The 19,977-nt window shown below is 72.7% G+C and carries 18 protein-coding genes; 4 read left to right on the top strand and 14 right to left on the bottom strand.

Annotated elements, in window-relative coordinates; genetic code table 11:
• Positions 1 to 13: 13 nt before the first annotated feature.
• Positions 14 to 511, top strand: a complete 498-nt coding sequence (locus ACZ303_RS07775) for a MarR family winged helix-turn-helix transcriptional regulator (RefSeq protein ID WP_467336169.1) — start codon at positions 14 to 16, stop codon at positions 509 to 511.
• On the opposite strand, the gene ACZ303_RS07780 is transcribed toward ACZ303_RS07775, so the two are convergent.
• The 4 genes from ACZ303_RS07780 to galT all read right to left on the bottom strand — a co-directional run bounded on the left by ACZ303_RS07780 (position 470) and on the right by galT (position 4,798).
• On the bottom strand, positions 470 to 1,252 hold the full coding sequence (locus ACZ303_RS07780) for a response regulator transcription factor (RefSeq protein ID WP_467336171.1): 783 nt from the start codon (positions 1,250 to 1,252) through the stop codon (positions 470 to 472). The two genes, ACZ303_RS07775 and ACZ303_RS07780, sit on opposite strands and share 42 nt — an antisense overlap.
• Positions 1,253 to 1,635: 383 nt before the next feature.
• Positions 1,636 to 2,784, bottom strand: coding sequence for a galactokinase (gene galK / locus ACZ303_RS07785; RefSeq protein ID WP_467336173.1), 1,149 nt, complete (start codon positions 2,782 to 2,784; stop codon positions 1,636 to 1,638).
• On the bottom strand, positions 2,781 to 3,758 hold the full coding sequence (gene galE / locus ACZ303_RS07790; RefSeq protein WP_467336175.1) for a UDP-glucose 4-epimerase GalE: 978 nt from the start codon (positions 3,756 to 3,758) through the stop codon (positions 2,781 to 2,783). Before galE ends, galK begins: the two co-directional genes overlap by 4 nt.
• Positions 3,755 to 4,798: a galactose-1-phosphate uridylyltransferase gene (gene galT / locus ACZ303_RS07795; RefSeq protein WP_467336177.1), complete on the bottom strand. Its 1,044-nt coding sequence runs from the start codon at positions 4,796 to 4,798 to the stop codon at positions 3,755 to 3,757. The genes galE and galT overlap by 4 nt, the downstream gene beginning before the upstream one ends.
• A gap of 189 nt (positions 4,799 to 4,987) precedes the next feature.
• Here galT and ACZ303_RS07800 point away from each other — a divergent pair, with 189 nt between their 5' ends.
• Complete coding sequence (locus tag ACZ303_RS07800) at positions 4,988 to 6,658, top strand: sodium:solute symporter family protein (RefSeq protein WP_467336179.1); 1,671 nt, start codon at positions 4,988 to 4,990, stop codon at positions 6,656 to 6,658.
• Between the two features lie 45 nt (positions 6,659 to 6,703).
• A complete protein-coding gene (locus ACZ303_RS07805; protein WP_467336181.1) occupies positions 6,704 to 6,979 on the top strand; it encodes a hypothetical protein in 276 nt (91 codons plus the stop codon).
• Here the strand turns inward: ACZ303_RS07805 and ACZ303_RS07810 are convergent.
• The 10 genes from ACZ303_RS07810 to rsmI all read right to left on the bottom strand — a co-directional run bounded on the left by ACZ303_RS07810 (position 6,936) and on the right by rsmI (position 19,471).
• Entirely contained in the window at positions 6,936 to 7,664 is a 729-nt protein-coding gene (locus ACZ303_RS07810; RefSeq protein ID WP_467336183.1) for a response regulator transcription factor, read from the bottom strand. The genes ACZ303_RS07805 and ACZ303_RS07810 overlap by 44 nt on opposite strands.
• A 281-nt stretch (positions 7,665 to 7,945) precedes the next feature.
• Positions 7,946 to 9,823 (bottom strand): hypothetical protein, encoded by a 1,878-nt coding sequence (locus ACZ303_RS07815; RefSeq protein WP_467336186.1) that lies wholly within the window; start codon positions 9,821 to 9,823, stop codon positions 7,946 to 7,948.
• A 255-nt stretch (positions 9,824 to 10,078) separates the two neighbouring features.
• A complete protein-coding gene (locus ACZ303_RS07820) occupies positions 10,079 to 11,890 on the bottom strand; it encodes an ABC-F family ATP-binding cassette domain-containing protein (RefSeq protein WP_467336188.1) in 1,812 nt (603 codons plus the stop codon).
• Between the two features lie 145 nt (positions 11,891 to 12,035).
• A complete protein-coding gene (locus ACZ303_RS07825; RefSeq protein ID WP_467336190.1) occupies positions 12,036 to 13,382 on the bottom strand; it encodes an acyltransferase family protein in 1,347 nt (448 codons plus the stop codon).
• 160 nt (positions 13,383 to 13,542) lie between these two features.
• A complete protein-coding gene (locus ACZ303_RS07830; RefSeq protein WP_467336192.1) occupies positions 13,543 to 14,472 on the bottom strand; it encodes a 4-(cytidine 5'-diphospho)-2-C-methyl-D-erythritol kinase in 930 nt (309 codons plus the stop codon).
• A 32-nt stretch (positions 14,473 to 14,504) separates the two neighbouring features.
• On the bottom strand, positions 14,505 to 15,377 hold the full coding sequence (gene rsmA, locus ACZ303_RS07835; RefSeq protein WP_467336194.1) for a 16S rRNA (adenine(1518)-N(6)/adenine(1519)-N(6))-dimethyltransferase RsmA: 873 nt from the start codon (positions 15,375 to 15,377) through the stop codon (positions 14,505 to 14,507).
• On the bottom strand, positions 15,374 to 16,867 hold the full coding sequence (locus ACZ303_RS07840) for a ubiquitin-like domain-containing protein (RefSeq protein ID WP_467336196.1): 1,494 nt from the start codon (positions 16,865 to 16,867) through the stop codon (positions 15,374 to 15,376). Before ACZ303_RS07840 ends, rsmA begins: the two co-directional genes overlap by 4 nt.
• 100 nt (positions 16,868 to 16,967) lie before the next feature.
• Complete coding sequence (locus tag ACZ303_RS07845) at positions 16,968 to 17,885, bottom strand: TatD family hydrolase (protein WP_467336198.1); 918 nt, start codon at positions 17,883 to 17,885, stop codon at positions 16,968 to 16,970.
• Positions 17,886 to 17,935: 50 nt separating this feature from the next.
• Positions 17,936 to 18,415: a hypothetical protein gene (locus ACZ303_RS07850; protein ID WP_467336200.1), complete on the bottom strand. Its 480-nt coding sequence runs from the start codon at positions 18,413 to 18,415 to the stop codon at positions 17,936 to 17,938.
• A gap of 162 nt (positions 18,416 to 18,577) precedes the next feature.
• Positions 18,578 to 19,471, bottom strand: a complete 894-nt coding sequence (gene rsmI / locus ACZ303_RS07855) for a 16S rRNA (cytidine(1402)-2'-O)-methyltransferase (RefSeq protein ID WP_467336202.1) — start codon at positions 19,469 to 19,471, stop codon at positions 18,578 to 18,580.
• A 109-nt stretch (positions 19,472 to 19,580) separates the two neighbouring features.
• Between rsmI and ACZ303_RS07860 the strand changes: the two genes are divergently transcribed.
• On the top strand, positions 19,581 to 19,958 hold the full coding sequence (locus ACZ303_RS07860; protein ID WP_467336204.1) for a cupin domain-containing protein: 378 nt from the start codon (positions 19,581 to 19,583) through the stop codon (positions 19,956 to 19,958).
• Positions 19,959 to 19,977 lie beyond the last annotated feature (19 nt).

Raw genomic sequence — 19,977 nt, forward strand, 5'->3', positions numbered from 1 at the left:
TACACTGATCGCCATGGAGGACGAGGTCGATCGGCTTGTCGCAGCTTGGCGTCGCGAGCGCCCGGACCTCGACGTGGAACCACTCGAGGTGCTCAGCCGGGTCAGCAGACTCGCTCGCCATCTCGACCGGGCCCGGCGGCTCGCCTTCGCCGAGCACCAGCTGGAGCCCTGGGAGTTCGACGTCCTGACGTCGCTGCGCCGGGCGGGAGCCCCGTATCAGCTCTCCCCCGGGCAGCTGCTCACCCAGACCCTGGTCACCTCGGGCACCATGACCAACCGCATCGACCGGCTGGCCAAGAAGGGCCTGGTCGAGCGGTTGCCGGACCCCAGCGACCGGCGGGGTGTGCTGGTGCGGCTCACCGCCGAGGGGCGGGACCGCGCGGATGAGGCGCTGGCCGGGCTGCTGGCCCAGGAGCGCGCCATCCTCGCCGAGCTCTCCGGGACCCAGCGCCGCGAACTGGCGGATCTGCTACGCCAGTTGACCGCCCCGTTCGACAATATTCCCGGCTAGGTCCACCGGGCCCACCCCGGCCCGCCGGGCCAGCGCGACGGCGGCGAGCGTGGAGTGCACCCCGAGCTTGCCCAGCACATTCTGCATGTGCGTACGGACCGTGTGCGGGGAGAGATAGAGCCGCTCGGCGACCGCCTTGCGTCCCAGCCCGGCCACCATGCAGCGCAGCACCTCGCGCTCGCGCGGGGTGAGCGACTCCACGAGCCGCTCGCTCTCGGTGCGGTGCTTGCGCGCCGCCGTCAGCTCCCTGAGCACGCCCGTCAGCAGGGCGGGCGGCAGATGCGTCTCGTCGCGCAGGACCCCGCGGATGACGGCCAGCAGCCGGGACAGCGAGCAGTCCTTGGCCACCCAGCCGCCCGCGCCCGCCTGGAGCGCGGCCGCGGCCCGCCGGGGGTCGTCGCGCTCGGCGAGCACCACCGTGCGTACGGCGGGCTGGCCCGTGCGGACCCCGGCCACCAGGGAGATCCCGTCGACGGTGCCCTCGCCCTGCCCACCGCTGTCCTGTCCCTGCCCGCGGAGCTGCCCCGGCACCACGTCCGGTGCCACCGTGCCCAGATCCGCGTCGACGAGCAGGACGTCGAAGCGGCGGCCCTCGCCCGCCGCGCGCTCCAGGGCGCGCAGCGCCGCCGGCCCGCTGCCGGCCGCCGAGACGTCCACATCGGGCTCGGCCGCGAGGGCAGCGGCGAGCGACTCGGCGAAGATGCGGTGATCGTCGACCACCAGTACCCGAATACGTGCCACAGCCACCCCCATATCCCGGGGGACGGGCAGTGCGGGTACGGCGCCCGGTCCCGGGGCCGTCACGCGCGCACGGCCGCCGCCGTGATCGCTGATCGACCGCCCCGCCCCGGGCGTCGTACCTGCCTGTCTCGCCCCCTGATCAGCGTCGGCCCCCACCGGCGCTGTGCTTCAGCGTACGGCCGGGGTACGACATCGGAAGCCGATTGGCAAAACTGCTTGACCCGCGTGTTTATGGTGAGCTTTCTGTTCAGTATTGAGGCAGTGAACGACATGGAACGACGCGATGTTGCCCATGCCCGACTGATCCATGGGCCGCATCCGGCCGACAAGTCGACGAAGTCACCGGGAAGCCGCTGGTCGGGTCCCCGCGGGCACCGGCGTCGTCAGGCCATCCGGCGCGCGCCGTCGGCCGGTGACGCCGCGAAGACCCGCGGTTCGCGGTGACCGGCCGCGGCGAAGGCGCCCCGGACGGCCCCGGCGACCGCCGCCGCGTCGCCCGCCTCGACGAGCGCCACGGCCGAGCCGCCGAAGCCCGCGCCGGTCATCCGGGCGCCGAGCGCGCCCGCCTCGTTCGCGACCGCGACGGCCAGGTCCAGCTCGGCGCACGAGACGGCGAAGTCGTCGCGGAGCGAGGCGTGTCCGGCGGTGAGGACCGGTCCGACGGCCCGCGGCCGCCCCGCCTCCAGGTGGCCGACGGCCTCCCGCACCCGGGCGTTCTCGGTGACGACGTGGCGTACGAGCGCCCGTACGCCCGGATCCGTGAGGCGGTGGAGGGCCGACTCCAGCCCGTCGCAGGGGATGTCGCGCAGCGCGCGTACGCCCAGCGCGCGTGCCCCCGCCTCGCAACCGGCGCGTCGCGCCGCGTACGCGCCGTCCGCCAGGGAGTGCTTCACCCGGGTGTCGACGACCAGCAGCCGCAGCCCCGCGGCCTCCGGGTCGAAGGGGACGTGGTGGCGGGTGAGGTCGCGGGTGTCGAGGTGGAGGGCGTGGCCGGCGACGCAGCAGGCGGATGCGGTCTGGTCCATGATCCCGCAGGGGACGCCGACGAAGGCGTTCTCGGCGTGCCGGGCCGTCCCGGCGAGGTCGGCTTCCGGCAGGGCGAGACCGTGGAGGCCGGTGAGGGCCAGGGTCGTGGCCACCGTCAGCGCCGCCGAGGAGGACAGCCCCGCGCCCATGGGCAGTTCGCTCTCCACGTGCAGGTCCGCGCCGCCGATCGGGTGGCCCGCGTCGCGCAGCGCCCAGGCGGCGCCCGCCGGATAGGCGGCCCAGCCGTCGACGGTCCGCGGCGCGAGGTCGGCCACGGCCTGCTCGGTGACGCCCGGTGCGTGGGCGGAGTGGAGGCGCAGCCGTCCGTCGGTACGGGCCGAGGCGGCGACCCAGGTCCGGTGCGGCAGTGCGAAGGGCAGTACGAACCCCTCGTTGACGTCCGTGTACTCCCCGATGAGGTTGACCCGCCCCGGCGCCGCCCAGACGCCTTCCGGGGGGTGTCCGAAGGCGCGGGCGAAGGCGTCCGCCGCGTCGGCGGCGTTCACTCCGGGGCCCGGCGGCGGGCGAACTCCCAGGCGTCCGTGACCATTTCGGCCAGGCCGGGGCGGCGGGGCCGCCAGCCCAGGGTCTCCCTGGCCCGGTCGGCGGAGGCGACCAGGACGGCCGGGTCGCCCTCCCTGCGTGCGGCGGTGATCTGCGGGACGGGGTGGCCGGTGACCTTGCGGGCGGTCTCGACGACCTCGTGGACGGAGAAGCCGTTGCCGTTGCCGAGGTTGCAGATCAGGTGTTCGCCGTCGCGGGCGGCGGACAGGGCGCGCAGGTGGGCCTCGGCGAGGTCGGCGACGTGGATGTAGTCGCGGACGCAGGTGCCGTCGGGGGTGGGGTAGTCGTCGCCGTAGACGGAGATCGCCTCGCGCTCGCCCAGGGCGACCTGGAGGACGAGGGGGATGAGGTGGGTCTCCGGGGCGTGCCGCTCGCCGTGCGGCCCGTAGGCGCCCGCGACGTTGAAGTAGCGCAGGGAGACGGCGGCGAGGCCGTGGGCCGCGCACTCGCCGCTGATCATGTGGTCGACGGCGAGTTTGGTGGCGCCGTAGGGGTTGGTGGGGCGGGTGGGGGCGTCCTCGGTGATGGGGACGGTGGCGGGTTCGCCGTAGGTGGCGGCGGTGGAGGAGAAGACCAGGGTGCGGACGTCGGCGTCGCGCATGGCGGCGAGGAGGTCGGCGGTGCCGCCGACGTTGTTGCGCCAGTACGGCTCGGGGTCGGCGACGGACTGGCCGACCTGGGAGAAGGCGGCGAAGTGCAGGACGGCGTCGTAGGAGCTGTCGAGCCAGCGGTCGGCGTCCTGGACGCGGCCCTCGATGAAGCGGGCGCCGTCGGGCACGCCGGAGCGGTGGCCGGTGGAGAGGTCGTCGAGGACCGTCACGGTGTGTCCGGCGGCCAGCAGGTGCGCGGCGACGACGCTCCCGATGTAGCCGGCGCCGCCCGTGACCAGGTACGTACCGCTGGTGCTGCTGCTCATTCGCTCGCTACCTCTCGCAGTCGCCGGGCCGCGGCCTCGGGTGGCACATCGTTGATGAAGACATTCATGCCGGATTCGGAACCGGCGAGGAACTTCAGCTTGCCGGGAGCCCTGCGAATGGTGAAGAGCTCCAGGTGAAGGGCGAATTCACTCCTGTGGGGGTGGCGGGTGGGCGCCTGGTGCCAGGCGGAGATGTAGGGGGTGGGGGGCGCTCCGGGGCCGAAGATCCGGTCGAAGCGCCGCAGGAGCTCCAGATAGGCCGCCGGGAACTCCGCGCGGGCCGCGTCGTCGAGGGCGAGGAGGTCGGGGACGCGGCGCCGGGGGTGGAGGTGGACCTCGTAGGGCCAGTGGGCGGCGTAGGGGACGTGGGCCGTCCAGTGCTCGCCGTCGAGGACGGTGCGGGAGCCGTCGGCGCGCTCGGCGGCGACGGTGTCGTCGAAGAGGTTGCGGCCGGTGCGCCGCCGGTGGGCGGCGGCCGAGGCGAGCACGCGTTCGGTGCGGGGGGTGACGAAGGGGTAGGCGTAGATCTGGCCGTGGGGGTGGCCGAGGGTGACGCCGATCTCCTGGCCGCGGTTCTCGAAGCAGAAGACCTGTTCGACGGCGGGGTGGGCGGAGAGCTCGGCCGTGCGGTCGGTCCAGGCGGCGAGGACGAGGGCGGCGCGGTCGGGGGTGAGGTCGGCGAAGGAGGCGTTGTGGTCGGGGGTGAAGCAGACGACCTCGCAGCGGCCGGAGTCGCCGGCGAGGGAGGGGAAGCGGTTCTCGAAGACGACGACGTCGTAGTCGGCGGCGGGGATCTCGGTGGGGCGGCCGTCGCGGGTGGGGCACAGGGGGCAGTCGTCGCGGGGCGGGTGGTGCGTACGGGACTGGCGGTGCGAGGCGATGACGACGCTGTCGCCGAGCAGGGGGTCGTGGCGGATTTCGGAGGTGGTGGTGACGGGGTCGAGGGGGCGCCGGTCGACGGCGTCGCGCACGGTGTCGTCGCGGAGGTCGTAGTAGAGGAGCTCGCGGCCGTCCGCGAGCCGGGTGACCGTCTTCTTCACTCCGGACTTCTTCACTCCGGAACCCCGTTCACGCCACGCATGCCGCCCACCGCCAACTCCTTTCCCTGCGGAGCCCTTTCACACCGGATCTCTCCCCTTGCACACACCTTCACACACAACCGAACACAAGGAATCATGAGCGAACAGCACCGTCAACAGTGAGCGAGCGAACCCCCACAGAGGTGACCCATGCACCAGGCGGCCGAAGGACTGCGGCTCCCCGTCAACGGTCTCGACTACACGATCCTCGCGCTCTACTTCGCCGTCGTCCTCGGCATCGGGTGGGCGGCCCGCCGCTCGGTCCGCACCAGCCTGGACTTCTTCCTCTCCGGCCGCGCGCTGCCCGCCTGGGTCACCGGTCTCGCGTTCGTCGCCGCCAACCTGGGCGCCACCGAGATCCTGGGGATGGCCGCCAACGGCGCCCAGTACGGCGCGTACACCGTCCATTGGTACTGGATCGGCGCGATACCGGCCATGGTCTTCCTGGGGCTGGTGATGATGCCCTTCTACTACGGCTCGAAGGTGCGCTCCGTGCCGGAGTTCCTGCTGCACCGCTTCGGGCCGGCCTCGCACCTGCTGTCGTCGGTCATCTTCGCCGTGTCGTCGGTGCTGATCGCGGGCGTCAACCTCTACGCGATGGCGATCGTGCTCCAGGCGCTGCTGGGCTGGCCGCAGTGGCTGGCGGTGGTCGTCGCGGGCTTCTTCGTCCTGGCGTACATCACCCTCGGCGGGCTGTCCTCGGCGATCTACAACGAGGTTTTGCAGTTCTTCGTGATCCTCGCGGCGCTGATACCGCTGACGGTCGTCGGCCTGAAGCGGGTCGGCGGCTGGGACGGTCTCTCCGCGTCGCTCTCGGCCGGCCGCGGTGACGACTTCCTCCATCCCTGGGGCGGTACGGGCATCGGCGAGGCCAACGCGCTGGGCGCCAACTGGCTGACCATCACCCTGGGGCTGGGCTTCGTGATGAGCTTCGGCTACTGGACGACCAACTTCGCCGAGGTGCAGCGCGCGCTGTCGGCCCGGAACCTGAGCGCGGCGCGCCGCACCCCGCTCATCGCCGCGTTCCCGAAGATCCTCATTCCGCTGGTCGTGGTGGTGCCCGGGCTGATCGCGCTGGTGCTGGAGCCGGCGCTGGGCACGGCGGGCAGCGGGCTGAGCTACAACGACGCGATCCCGGTGCTGATGCGCGACCTGCTGCCGAGCGGCGTGCTGGGCCTGGCGGTCACCGGGCTGCTCGCGGCGTTCATGGCGGGCATGGCGGCGAACGTGTCGTCGTTCAACACCGTGTTCACGTACGACATCTGGGGCGCGTACGTGCGCAAGGGCCGCCCGGACGCGTACTACGTGGCGACCGGGCGGTGGATCACGGTGGTCGGGGTGGTGGCGGGCATGGGGACGGCGTTCATCGCCTCGTCGTTCGGCAACATCATGAACTACCTCCAGACGCTGTTCTCGTTCTTCAACGTGCCGCTGTTCTGCGTCTTCGTCATCGGCATGTTCTGGAAGCGGGCGACGGCCGCGGCGGGCTTCTGGGGGCTGCTGTCCGGCACGGTCGCCGCGATGGTCAACTACTTCGCGCTGTACAAGCAGGGTGTGATCGCGATCCCGTCCGACCAGGGCGCCAACTTCGTCTCCTCGATCGTGGCGTTCGCCGTCGGCGCCGTGGTGATGCTGGTGGTCTCGCCGCTGACCCGGCCGCGGCCCGTGGAGCGGCTGGCGGGCCTGGTGTACGGCACGAGCTCGCCGGGGGCGGCGGAGCCGCCTGCGCTCGGCGACGACGCGTGGTACCGCAGGCCGGCGTTGCTGGGCTGGGGCACGGTCGTCCTGGCGGCCGCCTGTTATGTCCCGTTCTCCCTGTGAGCCCCCGAGGGCACCGGGAGAGGATCCACTGAGGGAAGGGTTCCGATGGGTGACGACCTGGAGCGCGAGGACGGCGGGGCGCGCGAATCCGCGACCGCGTCCCGGCTCTTCGACATCCGGCTGATCATCGGTGGGCTGTTCACGCTGTACGGCGTGATCGTCACCGGCGCCGGCGTGCTGGCCTCCGACGCCGATCTCCGCAAGGCCCAGGGCGTCAACATCAATCTGTGGACGGGCCTGGGCATGCTCGCCCTGGGGGGCTTCTTCCTGCTGTGGCTCAGACTCCGCCCGGCGGTCCCGCCGCCGCCCCCCGGGGACTAGCGGCGGCCGCGGCGGCCTGGGCGCCTGCGGCGCGGTCGAGGAGGCCCGTGCGGGCCGCGAGGGCCGCCGCCTCCAGCCGTGAGCCCACGCCCAGCTTCATCAGGACGCGCTGTACGTGCGTACGCGCGGTGCTGGGCGCTATTCCCATGCCCGCCGCGATCAGCCGGGTGTCCTCGCCCTCGGCGACCCGGACCAGCACCTCCACCTCGCGCGGGGTCAGCAGCTGGAGCAGCCGGGCCCCCTCGTCGTCCGGCTGCGCGGCCGGGTTGAGGAGCTCGGTGAAGGCGCCCTGGAGCAGCTGCGGGTCGACGGCGGCCTCGCCGGCGCGGGCCTTCATCATGGCGCGCTCGACGCCTTCGATGCGTTCGTTGTGCCGTACGTAGCCGGAGGCGCCGGCGGCGAAGGCCGCTGCGATGCCCAGCGGGCTCGGCACCGGGCCGAGCACGACGACGGCGACCTGCGGGCGCTCGCGCTTGATCCGTACGATCGGGTCGAAGGCGCCCGGTTCGGCGGGTGTCGCGGTGCCCAGCAGGCATACCTCGGGTGCGCGGCTCACCACCAGGTCGGCCGCTCCCGCGCTCGGCGCGGCGGCGGCCAGCACGCGGTGTCCGCGCAGCTTCAATGCCGAGGCGAGCGCCTCGGCCAGCAGTCGGTGGTCGTCGACCACCATGAGCCGCACGCCCATGCGCTTGCCCCCTGTCGCCCGCGTACGTCTCTTTCCCGGCCCCTCTTGCCCCCGGAAGCTACACGCTTGTTCGACGTCGCGCGCCCCTTACCGGTGAGAAGTCCCCCGGAATGCCGAAATCCCTGCCAATCACGTGTACTTCGAGACTGAAACGGATCGTTCAGGCACGGAGGCGTGGGTGGCAGGGATACGGACTTCATCGTGCGGCAACCGGTCGTAAACGGCTACCGGGGCGACGCGGGGACCGGCCGGGCGGCAGGTCCCCGCGTCAACGCGGGGCGTCAGCTGCCGCCGTAGATCTGGAGCGTGTACTGCTTGCCCAGACCGGAGACGGTGACCTTGCGGATGTAGTTGGTGCCCAGGAAGAGCCGGCCCTGGGCCCAGACGCCCTGCTGGTAGTTGGGCGAGAGCTCGCCCTCGGCCCGCGCGGTGTCGTCGGCGTTCTTCAGCAGCACATCGGCCTTGTACGTCTTGGGGTCGATGCGCAGCACCTGGCCGCCCCACCGGAAGGTGGCGTTCCGGTAGGCGATGGGGTAGCCGTCCTTGTCCACGCCGAGCGGGATCAGGTCGGTACCGGCCGTGCCGTCGGTCTTGCCCTTGGTCTGGCCGCTGGTCAGGTCGAAGGCGACGATCTCGTTGACGCGGCCGCCGTCGCCGCCGGCGGGGTGCTCCTCGGTCGGCAGGTAGAGCGTGTCCTTGGTGATCGACAGCTTGGAGCAGCCCTCGACCTCGGTCGAGGGGCACTTCGGCTCGTACTTGCCGTTGCCCGTGGAGATCTTGGTGCGGAGCTTGCCCTCCTTGGCGCTGTCGTCGACGACGAGGAAGTCGGAGGCCCCGTTGCCCGTGGTGTCACCGGCGGAGACCGCGACGACGAGCGGGTCGGTGGAGGCGATGTGCGGGTAGTTCAGCCCGGACGGCACCTTGTACTCGGACTTCACGGCGCCCGACTTGGGGTCGAGCGTCTGCACGGTGACCTGCGGCCGCTCGTAGTCGCCGCAGCGGCGGACCGCGACGAGCTTGCCGCCGCCGCCGTAGCCGGCGTCCTTGCAGTTGGAGCTGGACTCCTTGGGCTTCCACAGCTCCTTGCCGTCGGCGAGGGACCAGGCCGCGCCGCCGCCGGTGCCGCCGGCGGCGACGGTGCCGCCGCCGATGGTGACCTCGTCGAACCGGACGTCGCTGTCACCGAACTGGGCCGACTTCTGCCACAGCTTGGTGCCGCTGTTCACGTCGAAGGCGACGACCTGGGTGCAGGGACCGCCGTACTTCTTCTCCGAGCTGGGCTTGCCGTCGCTGACGAGGACCACGGCCTTGCCGTCGTCGGTGGCCTTCGGGTTGGACCAGCAGATGGCGCCGTCGAGCGGGAGTTCCCACTTCTTGCCGCCGCTCAGGCCGTAGCCGACGACCTTGTAGACATCGGCCTTGGCGACGGCCTGGTCGCCGACCCACATGCCCTTGGCGCTGACCAGGTCGTCGACCTTCTCCTGCTCGACCTCGAAGAGCAGCTTGCCGTCGACCGTCTTCGGCTTGGGGCCGCTCTTGCCGCCCTCGCCGCCCTGCTTGCCGCCGGTGCCCTGACTGGTGCCGGCGGAGGAGACGTTGGGTTCCTCGTCGTCACCGGAGGTGGCGAACCAGATGCCACCGCCGACGACCAGCACGAGCGCCACCGCGGCGCTGATGATGACCGCCATCTTCTGCTTGGCGCGGCCGTTGCCGTTGCCGGGGCCACCGGGAGCACCGGGGGCGCCCGGGTACTGGGCGGGCGGCGGGAAGGCGCCGAACTGCGGCTGGGTGGGCGCGCCGTAGCCCTGCTGGGCCTGGCCGGGCTGTCCGGGGTAGCCGTAGCCGCCCGGCTGGGCGGCCTGGCCCGGGTAGCCGTAGCCGCCCGGGGCGGCCGGCGGGGCCTGCGGCGGTGCGCCCGGCGGGGGCGGCGTCTGGGGCGCTCCCGGCGGCGGGGGCGGGGTCTGCGGCGCTCCGGCGGGGGGCTGGGGCGCGCCCGCCGGGGGCTGGGGCGCCTGGGGCGGGCCGAAGCCGGGCTGCGCCTGCGGCGGCTGCTGCTGGGGCGGGTAGCCGTACGAGGGGTTCGGCGCTCCGAAGCCTCCGCCTGGCTGTGCCGGCGGAACCCCTGGCGGCTGGTTGGGCGGCTGGGGCGGCTGTGACATCAGCTTTCCTCTTTACGCGGGTCCACGACCCGATCGGTCTCCCCCGCGCTCCCAGTGGCTGAAAACCACCAGGAAGGAGCGAATCGGGCATGCATCCCGCCAGTCGGACGGCAGGCGAGCGGGTGTTCTTTGTATCACCCGGCGCCGACGGCACAGAGGCCGATCCCTGGGGTTTCCACCACCTGAGACCGGCCCGTGACGAGACTGTTGCCCCTTACATGCCCCTTATCCGCCCATTGCAGACCGGGACATGCGTCAGGCGTCGTCGGCCAGTTCCAGCCAGCGCAGCTCCAGCTCGTCGCGCTCGGCGGCGAGTTCACGGAGCTCGGCGTCGAGCTTGGCGACCGCCTCGAAGTCGGTGGCCTGTTCGGCGATCCGGGCGTGCAGCTTGGTCTCCTGCTCGCTGATGCGGTCGAGGCGGCGCTCGATCTTCTGGAGCTCCTTCTTGGCGGCGCGGGCGTCACCGGCCGACTTCTGCTTGGCGGCGGCCGCCTCGGTCACCGCGGGGGCGACGGCGGGCGCAGCGGCCTCGATGACCCGCTGCCGGCGTTCGAGGTACTCGTCGAGGCCGCGCGGCAGCATCCGCAGGGCCTGGTCGCCGAGGAGCGCGTACACCTTGTCGGTGGTGCGCTCGACGAAGTACCGGTCGTGGCTGATGACGACCATCGAGCCGGGCCAGCCGTCGAGGAGGTCCTCCAGCTGGGTCAGGGTCTCGATGTCGAGGTCGTTGGTGGGCTCGTCGAGGAAGAGGACGTTGGGCTCGTCCATCAGCAGCCGCAGGATCTGCAGGCGGCGGCGCTCACCACCGGAGAGGTCGCCGACGGGCGTCCACTGCTTCTCCTTCGTGAAGCCGAACTTCTCGCACAGCTGCCCGGCGGTCATCTCCCGGCCCTTGCCGAGGTCGACGCGGTCGCGCACCTGCTGGACGGCCTCCAGCACCCGCTTGGCGGGGTCGAGTTCGCCGACCTCCTGGGAGAGGTAGGCGAGCTTGACGGTCTTGCCGACGACGATGCGGCCGGCGGCCGGCTGCCGCTCGCCCTGCGTACGGGCCGCCTCGGCGAGGGCCCGCAGCAGCGAGGTCTTGCCCGCGCCGTTGACGCCGACGAGGCCGATCCGGTCGCCGGGCCCCAGCTGCCAGGTCAGGTGGCGGATCAGGGACTTGGCGCCGGCCTGGACGGTCACGTCCTCCAGCTCGAAGACGGTCCTGCCGAGCCGGGAGTTGGCGAACTTCATCAGCTCGGCGGTGTCGCGCGGCGGCGGCACGTCGGCGATCAGCTCGTTGGCGGCCTCGATGCGGAAGCGCGGCTTGCTCGTACGGGCCGGGGCGCCGCGGCGCAGCCAGGCGAGCTCCTTGCGCATCAGGTTCTGCCGCTTGACCTCCTCGGTCGCGGCGATCCGCTCCCGCTCGGCGCGGGCGAAGACGTAGTCGCTGTAGCCGCCCTCGTACTCGTGGACGGCCCCGCGCTGCACGTCCCACATGCGGGTGCAGACCTGGTCGAGGAACCAGCGGTCGTGGGTGACGCAGACGAGGGCCGAGCGGCGGGCGCGCAGGTGGGCGGCCAGCCAGGAGATGCCCTCGACGTCGAGGTGGTTGGTGGGCTCGTCGAGGACGATCAGGTCCTGCTCGGCGATCAGCAGCTTGGCGAGCGCGATGCGGCGGCGCTCACCACCGGAGAGCGGGCCGATGACGGTGTCGAGCCCCTGCGGGAAGCCGGGCAGGTCCAGGCCGCCGAAGAGCCCGGTGAGCACGTCGCGGATCTTGGCGCTGCCGGCCCACTCGTGGTCGGCGAGGTCGCCGATGACCTCGTGCCGGATGGTGGCGGCCGGGTCGAGCGAGTCGTGCTGCGTCAGGACGCCGAGGTGCAGGTGGCCGGCGTGCGTGACGCGGCCCTTGTCGGCGGTCTCCAGCTTGGCGAGGATGCGGATGAGGGTGGTCTTGCCGTCGCCGTTGCGGCCGACGACGCCGATCCGGTCACCCTCGTTCACGCCGAGGGAGACGCCGTCGAGCAGTGCACGTGTGCCGTACACCTTTTCGACGGCTTCCAGATTGACGAGGTTCGTGGCCATTCCGCTCCTGCGCTTGTGCCTTGCGGCGCTTTCCTGGTGTCGGCTGTCCAGGGTAGTCGGCGGCGGGGCGGAGGGCGGTTGGGCCTTGGGGTGCGGGAGGTCACATGCCTGTCCTCGATCGCCGGACGGGCTGGAGGAGCCGGCCCTACCCCCGGCGGGGGGCTCGTCCTGCGGCTTCCACGAGGAGCCAGCCGGCCGCGGCCATCAGGATGGCGGCCGGGGCCGTCACGTGGACGGCCACGAGGAGGGCGGTGCGGCCCTCCAGGAGGTCGCCGAAGCCGACCATGGACAGGCCCAGGATGCCGAAGAGGGCGAGGGTGACGCCGGTCGCGGCCGCGGGGCCTTTCAGGGCCCCCTCCTGTGGGCGGGTGGGGAAGGACGTGGTGGGGGATGGAGGCTGTTCCGCCTTGCGGAACGCTGCCACCAGTAGTGCGGTGATCGCTGCCGCTGCCGCGATGCGCAGGGGGACCTGGGCCCACCAGGTCGGCGTCGCCGGTTCCGGTAGTTGGACGTCCAGGGTCAGCATCGCTCCGTACACCCCCAGCATCGCCGTCAGGTGCCAGAGGAACGCCGTCATCGCGATGCCGTTCGCCGTCACCACCGTGCGCCATACGCGGGGGCGGGCCACCAGGCGGGTCATGGGGGTGCGCAGGAGTTCCACGGCTCCCACCAGCCACAGGCCGTGGCAGAGGAGGGCGGCCGTGGGGGGTGCCATGTTGCTGATCTTTTCGCCGGGCATGCCGACCATCGACAGCGGATACGGGCCCAGCGCCACGAGCGTGATCGCGCCGGTCAGGCCGGCGGCGGCCAGGGCGGCCGGGTGGCGGAGGCGGCCGTCGGCCCGGAGGAAACCGAGCTGGTGGACGGCGAGCCAGACGAACGCGAAGTTCAGGAATTCGATGTACGGGACGCCCGCGGCGAAGCGGAGTACGTCGACGGTGGCCGCGGCGGCGACCAGTGCGGCGAACGCACCCCAGCCGTAGCGCTCGTGGAGCCTCAGGAGAGGTGGCGTGAAAGCGACCATCACCAGGTAGATGCCGATGAACCACAGGGGTTGGGCGACGAGTCGGGAGGCGACGTCCGTCAGGGCGCCATCGGCGCCCAGGAGCTGCACGGTGAGGGCGCCCGCGCCCCACACGGTGATGAAGAGCATCGTCGGGCGCAGGAGGCGCTGCAACCGGGCGCGCACGAACGCCGCGTACGCCGGTCCTTCGGTGCGGCGGGTGAGGGAGCGGTAGGACAGGGCGTGCGAGAAGCCGCCGACGAAGAAGAAGACCGGCATGACCTGGAGGGCCCAGGTGAGCAGTTGGAGCTTCGGCTCGACGGCGAGGAGGTTGCCGACCTCGGGCCGGCCGTGGGCGGCGGTGACGGCCGCCATCAGCCAGTGGCCGAGCACGACGGTGCCGAGCGAGGCGACGCGCAGCAGGTCGATCGTCCGGTCGCGGCCGGCGGGGGTGGCGTCGGCGAGGTCGCGTGCGGTTCTCGTGGGCATGGGGGCACGATCGCCTGCGGCGGGCGGGCGTCGCCACGGGGTGGGTACTCAGGTGGGGTGGGTACGGGTACTCAGGCGGTGGCCTTTCCCCTACCCGCCCCTTCCCGTAACCGGGGCTCCGCCCCAGGCCCCTCTCAAAAGCCGGCCGGACTTGGTTTCCTCAGGCCGGAGCTACGACCGTCGCACCCGCCACCGGACCCGACGCGACCCGCACCGCCCGGCATGTACCCGAATCCCGCAGCGCGTCCGCCACCTTTTCCGCCTCGGTCGCGTCCGTCACCAGGAACGCCGTCGTCGGGCCGGAGCCGGAGACCATCGCCGCCAGGGCGCCCGCACCCGTGCCGGCGTCCAGCGTCGCGGTCAGGGAGGGGCGCAGGGAGAGCGCCGCCGCCTGGAGGTCGTTCGTGACCGCCGCCGCCAGCGCGGTCGCGTCGCCCGTGCGGAGGGCGCCGAGGAGGGCCGGCGACGGCTCCGGGTCGGGGACGTCGGCCGTCGTCGCGCCCGTACCGGCGACCTCCCGCAGGCGGTCGCACTCGCGGTAGACGGCGGGGGTGGACAGGCCGCCGTCGGCGACGGCGAAGACCCAGTGGAAGGTGCCGCCCACGGCGAGGGGCGTGAGGATCTCGCCCCGGCCGCGCCCGAGGGCGGCGCCGCCGACGAGGCTGAAGGGCACGTCGCTGCCGAGTTCGGCGCAGATGTCGAGGAGCTCCTCGCGGGAGGCCCCCGTGCCCCACAGGGCGTCGCAGGCCAGGAGCGCGCCGGCGCCGTCCGCGCTGCCGCCGGCCATGCCGCCGGCGACGGGGATGTCCTTGTCGATGTGGATGTGGACGTTCGCCTCGCGCCCGTGGCGGGCGGCCAGGGCCAGGGCCGCGCGGGCCGCGAGGTTGGTGGCGTCCAGCGGCACCTGGTCGGCGTCGGGGCCGGCGCAGGTGACGCGGAGCTCTTCGGCGGGGGTGACGGTGACCCGGTCGTGGAGGCCGACGGCGAGGAAGACGTTGGCCAGGTCGTGGAAGCCGTCGGGCCGGGCGCCGCCCACGGCGAGCTGGACGTTGACCTTGGCGGGTACGCGGACGGTGACGGACGCGGTCACGGGGGTCTGGCTCCTCGGGTCGGTGGGGGGTGCTACTGCTTGTTTTCCGCGATCGCCACGAACTCGTCCACCGTCAGGGACTCGCCGCGCGCCTGCGGGGAGATCCCGGCGGCAACCAGCGCGGCCTCGGCGGCCGCGGCGGAGCCGGCCCAGCCGGCGAGGGCGGCGCGGAGGGTCTTGCGGCGCTGGGCGAAGGCGGCGTCGACGACGGCGAAGACCTCCTGCCGGGTCGCGGTCGTCTCGATGGGCTTCGCCCGGCGGACGAGGGAGACGAGGCCGGAGTCGACGTTGGGCGCGGGCCAGAAGACGTTGCGGCCGATGGCTCCGGCGCGCTTGACCTCCGCGTACCAGGCGGCCTTGACGGAGGGGACGCCGTAGACCTTGGAGCCGGGCGGGGCGGCGAGCCGGTCGGCGACCTCGGACTGGACCATCACCAGGGTCCGCTCGATGCTGGGGAACTGCGCCAGCATGTGCAGCAGGACGGGGACGGCGACGTTGTACGGGAGGTTGGCGACCAGCGCGGTGGGCGGGGGGCCGGGCAGCTCGGTGATGTGCATGGCGTCGCTGTGCACGAGTGCGAAGTGGTCGGCGCGGGCGGGCAGGCGGGCGGCGACGGTCGCCGGGAGGGCCGCGGCCAGCACGTCGTCGATCTCGACCGCGACGACCCGTTCGGCGGCCTCCAGCAGGGCGAGGGTCAGGGACCCGAGCCCGGGTCCGACCTCGACGACGACGTCGTCGGGCCGCACCTCGGCGGTCCGGACGATGCGCCGGACCGTGTTGGCGTCGATCACGAAGTTCTGGCCGCGCTGCTTGGTGGGGCGTACCCCGAGGGCTGCGGCCAGCTCCCGGATGTCGGCGGGGCCGAGGAGGGCGCCGGAGTCGTCTGTGCTGGGGCTGGAGCTCACCCGTGAAGTTTACGGCCGCACACGGGCCACGGGCTCGCCCCCCGGCTGACGTAGAGCTTCTTGGCCCGGAAGGTCTGCTCGGAGGCGGGTGCGTCCTGGGGGCGGCCCTTGCCGCCGAGGCCCTGCCAGGTGCGGACGTCGAACTGGTAGAGGCCGCCATAGGTGCCCGAGGGGTCGACGGCGTTGGGCCGGCCGCCCGCCTCGCACTGGGCGAGTCCGTGCCAGTTCAGGTGGTCCGCGCCCTGGACGGAGGACGGCATGGGCTTGGTGCCGACCTTCACGATCTGGGTGCGGGGCTGCCGGACGATCCGGGAGGTGACGCGCTGGGGCTTCTGCTTGACGCCGTTGACGGTGCGCAGCGCGTAGGTGATGCGTTCGACGCCCTTCTCGCCGCGCTGGGCGACGACCTCGGTGCCCTTGTGGAGGGTGGGGTCGTTCCGGCGTTCGGTGGCGAAGTCGATGGGGACCTCGCGGATCTCCTGGCTGCCGGTGATGCGCATGACGGAGATCGTCTGGCCTTCGCGGGGGAAGCTGTCGGGGTCGACGGAGGTGGTGTCCTCGCCGCGCAGCGTGATGCCGGCCTGGGCGAGGGCCTCGCGGACGGTGGCGGCGTTGGTGCGGATGGTGCGTTCGCGGCCGTCGGCCATGAAGGTGACGGTCCGCTCGGTGCGTACGTCCAGGTCGACGCCCTCGCGGGAGATGCGGGACGCGCGGTCGGCGGAGAGGTAGGCGCCCTCGGCGCGGACGCCGAGCTGGCGCAGGGCGCCTTCGACGGTCCTGGCGGTGGTCCACACCCGGTGGTGCTCGCCGTCGAGGGTGAGGGCGACGGGCCGCCCGTAGTGGACGGTGACCTCGTCGCCGGGGGCGAGGTCGTGGCCGTGGCCGGGCGAGACGGCGTCGTGGGCGCCGACGGGCAGGTGCTCGTCGGCGAGGAGTTCGTCGACGTCGTCGGCGAAGGTGTGCAGGGTGCGGGAGCTGCCCTCGACGTTGAGCCGGACGGTCTTGTCGCTGGCGACGAAGGCGGAGGTGCCGCCGGCGAGGAAGACGACGACGAGGGCCTGCGGGAGCAGGCGGCGCAGGGCGTCGGGCCGTTCGCCGGTGCGCTTGCGGCGCGGGGCGCGGCGGGTGCCGGCGCGTTCGGGCTCCTCGGCCGGCCGCTGCGGCAGGGCGGCCTGGCGGGGCAGGTGGGGCGCCTCCTGGGGCGGCCCGAGCTCGTCGAGGAGCTCGGGGTGGGAGCAGGCGGCGGCTTCGCGGGGCTCGGGCAGGAAGGGGTCGTACAGGCCGAGCGGCGGTTGGTATATCCGGTAGGGCTCGGCGGGGCCGCCGTAGGGGTCGTACGGCGGGTACGGCTCCTGCGTCCGGGTCTGCGTCTCGTGGCCGGCGTAGTGGTCGGAGGGTTCGTACGGGTCGTACGGCTCGTACGGGTCATACGGCGGTGCTTCCGCCGCACCGCGGCGTGCGGCGCGGGGGCTGCCCTGTGCATGAGTCACGCGACACTCCCCTGGGTCGAGCTTCGGCCCGGGACTGTAGCGGAGGGAGCGTCACTCTCCAAAGTCGGATAAACACAGGGTGTCGCGGGGGGGCGCGGGGTCAGTAGCCGAAAACCCGCGCCGTATTCGCGGCGATCGCTGTGGCGAGGGCGTCCTCGTCGATGCCGCGGTAGCCGGCCATGGCCCGCAATGTGACCGGAATGAGGTACGGCGCGTTGGGCCGTCCGCGATAGGGCACGGGCGTGAGGAAGGGCGCGTCGGTCTCGACGAGCACCAGGTCCAGGGGGGCGACGGCGAGGGCGTCGCGCAGGTGCTGGGCGTTCTTGAAGGTGACGTTGCCGGCGAAGGACATGTGGTAGCCGGCGTCGGCGCAGGTCTTGGCCATCTCGGCGTCGCCGGAGTAGCAGTGGAAGACGACCTTCTCGGGCGCGCCCTCCTCCCGCAGCACCCGCAGGACGTCGGCGTGCGCGTCGCGGTCGTGGATGACCAGGGCCTTGCCGTGGCGCTTGGCGATGTCGATGTGGCGGCGGAAGGAGAGTTCCTGGGCGGCCATGCCCTCGGGGCCGGTGCGGAAGAAGTCGAGGCCGGTCTCGCCGACGCCGCGCACGTGCGGGAGGGCGGCCAGTGCGTCGATCTCCGCCAGTGCCGCGTCGAGGGCGGCGTCGCCGCCGGGCGCGCGGGCGCCCTGGCGGGACCAGCCCTCGGGGTCGCCGTGGACGATGCGGGGGGCTTCGTTGGGGTGCAGGGCCACGGTGGCCCAGACGCTGTCGTGGGCGGCGGCGGTCTCGGCGGCCCAGCGGGAGCCGGCCACGTCGCACCCCACCTGGATCACCGTGGTCACGCCGACGGAGGCCGCTTTGTGGAGGGCTTCCTCGACGCTTCCGTCCTGCATGTCCAGATGGGTGTGCGAGTCGGCGACGGGCACGTTCAGCGGGGCCGGGAGCGGCGGTGGGACGTCCTTCTCGCTCCGGTTCCGCGCGCTGTCGGACTTGCCGCTGTTCGATGCTGTTGCCGCCATGACCGCGATTCTATGGATCGCGTGCGCCCGGGCTCACGCCCGGTGTCCGCTCACTTGCGGTGGTGGAAGGGGTGCAGGAGGTCCGACAGGTGCCAGTGCCGTTCCTGGCTCGGGGCGCTGTCGGAGGGTTCGGTGTGCTCCGGGCGCTCGGGGCCGCCGGCGTGGAGGGGTCCGGCGGGGGCCTGGCTGGTGGCCGGTACGGCCGCGTTCGCGGGACGGTGCAGGACGTCGGCGATCTGCTTGACCCGGCCGGACCGCATGATGCGCACCACGTGCTCGCCGCAGTTCAGGCAGGTCGGGTGGGTCAGCGGGGACGAGACGCGCTGCCCGTCCGCGTAGTAGATGACGAAGGGCCGGCCCTCGGCGTCGGTGTGGTGCGTTATTTCGTACGACTGTTCCCACCCGTGCCCGCACCGCATGCACGCGAAGGCATACGACTCATGTGCCGGCTCCGGTGCGCCGTGCTCGGCGGCCCGCGGACCACCGGTCATCGCGCGGACACCGTTCGAGGTTCCTGCGATCTCGCTCATGGCAGCTCCTCTTGTCCTGAGGACAAGTCTCTCCGGGATCGGACGTCCCACATCCAGGGAACGCCCTTCCCGGCGATAGCGCAGCAGCCCCTGCCCCGAATTGGGGCGAACTTGGCGTCGCACTGCCCAAAATGCCAGGCTGCCAGGCCTAAGCTTTGCTTTTCACGATAGCCCTTTACCTTCTGATGGGCCCTGCTGTACAGCGGCGTTCTTGGCCTCGTTCTTGGCCGCGACGACCGCGTCGAAGACCTCCCGCTTGGGAAGCCCCACCTCCGCCGCCACGGCCACGATGGCCTCCTTGCGGCGCTCCCCCGCCTCCTCCCTGATCCGCACCCGGCGGACCAGCTCGGCGGCGTCGAGGTCCTGCGGGCCGGGCGCGGCGGCGCCCTCCACGACGATGGTGATCTCGCCGCGCACCCCTTCGGCCGCCCAGGCCGCGAGCTCCTCCAGGGGGCCGCGCTTGACCTCCTCGTACGTCTTGGTCAGCTCCCGGCACACCGCGGCCCGGCGGGTCGCGCCGAACACCTCGGCCATGGCGGCGAGGGTGTCGTCCAGCCGGTGCGGCGCCTCGAAGTAGACGAGGGTGCGGCGCTCGTCCGCGACCTCCCGCAGCCGCCCGAGCCGCTCGCCCGCCTTGCGCGGCAGGAAGCCCTCGAAGCAGAACCGGTCCACCGGCAGCCCGCTCACCGCGAGCGCCGTCAGCACGGCGGACGGCCCCGGCACGGCCGTGACCTTGATGTCCCGCTCCACGGCGGCGGCCACCAGGCGGTAGCCGGGGTCGGACACCGACGGCATCCCCGCGTCGGTGACCAGCAGCACCCGCGCCCCGCCGGCCAGTGCCTCGACGAGCTCGGGCGTACGGGCCGACTCGTTGCCCTCGAAGTAGGAGACGACCCGGCCGGTGGTGTGCACGCCCAGCGCCTGGGTGAGGCGGCGCAGCCGCCGGGTGTCCTCGGCGGCGATCACCTCCGCGGCGGCGAGCTCGGCGGCCAGCCGCGGGGGCGCGTCGTCGACGTCACCGATGGGGGTACCTGCGAGTACGAGCGTTCCAGTCACGGTCCCATCCTCGCAGGGTCGGGCGGCGGGGCCGCCCCTGGTGGCCGCGTGGCCGCGGAAGGGGGACGCTGGAAGGGCACCTTCGGTCGCCCCGGAGGAGATGAGACAGATGCCGAAGGTTTCGAAGGAGAGCGCCGCCCAGGTCGAGGACCACGGCTCCGTGCTGGCCCGGCACGAGGACATCGACGGTTACACGGTCGACTTCGTGTCCTTCCGCGAGGACGTCGACGGCACCCTGCTGCTCAAGGGCCTCCCCGAGGACAATTGCGCCTGCCCCCACTGGGGCTATGTCCTCAAGGGCCGGGTGACCTACCGCTTCGCCGACCACGAGGAGGTCTTCGAGGAGGGCGACGCGTTCTACCTCCCCCGCGGCCATGTCCCCCTGGCGGCGGCGGACAGCGAAATCGTGCAGTTCAGCCCGACAGCGGAGCTGAGGGTGACGGAGGAGGCCATCCGCGAGAACCTGCGCCGCCTGAGCGGGGGGTGAGGCCCGGCCGACCGGCGTA

The sequence above is a fragment of the Streptomyces sp. NPDC023527 genome (genome assembly GCF_055560115.1).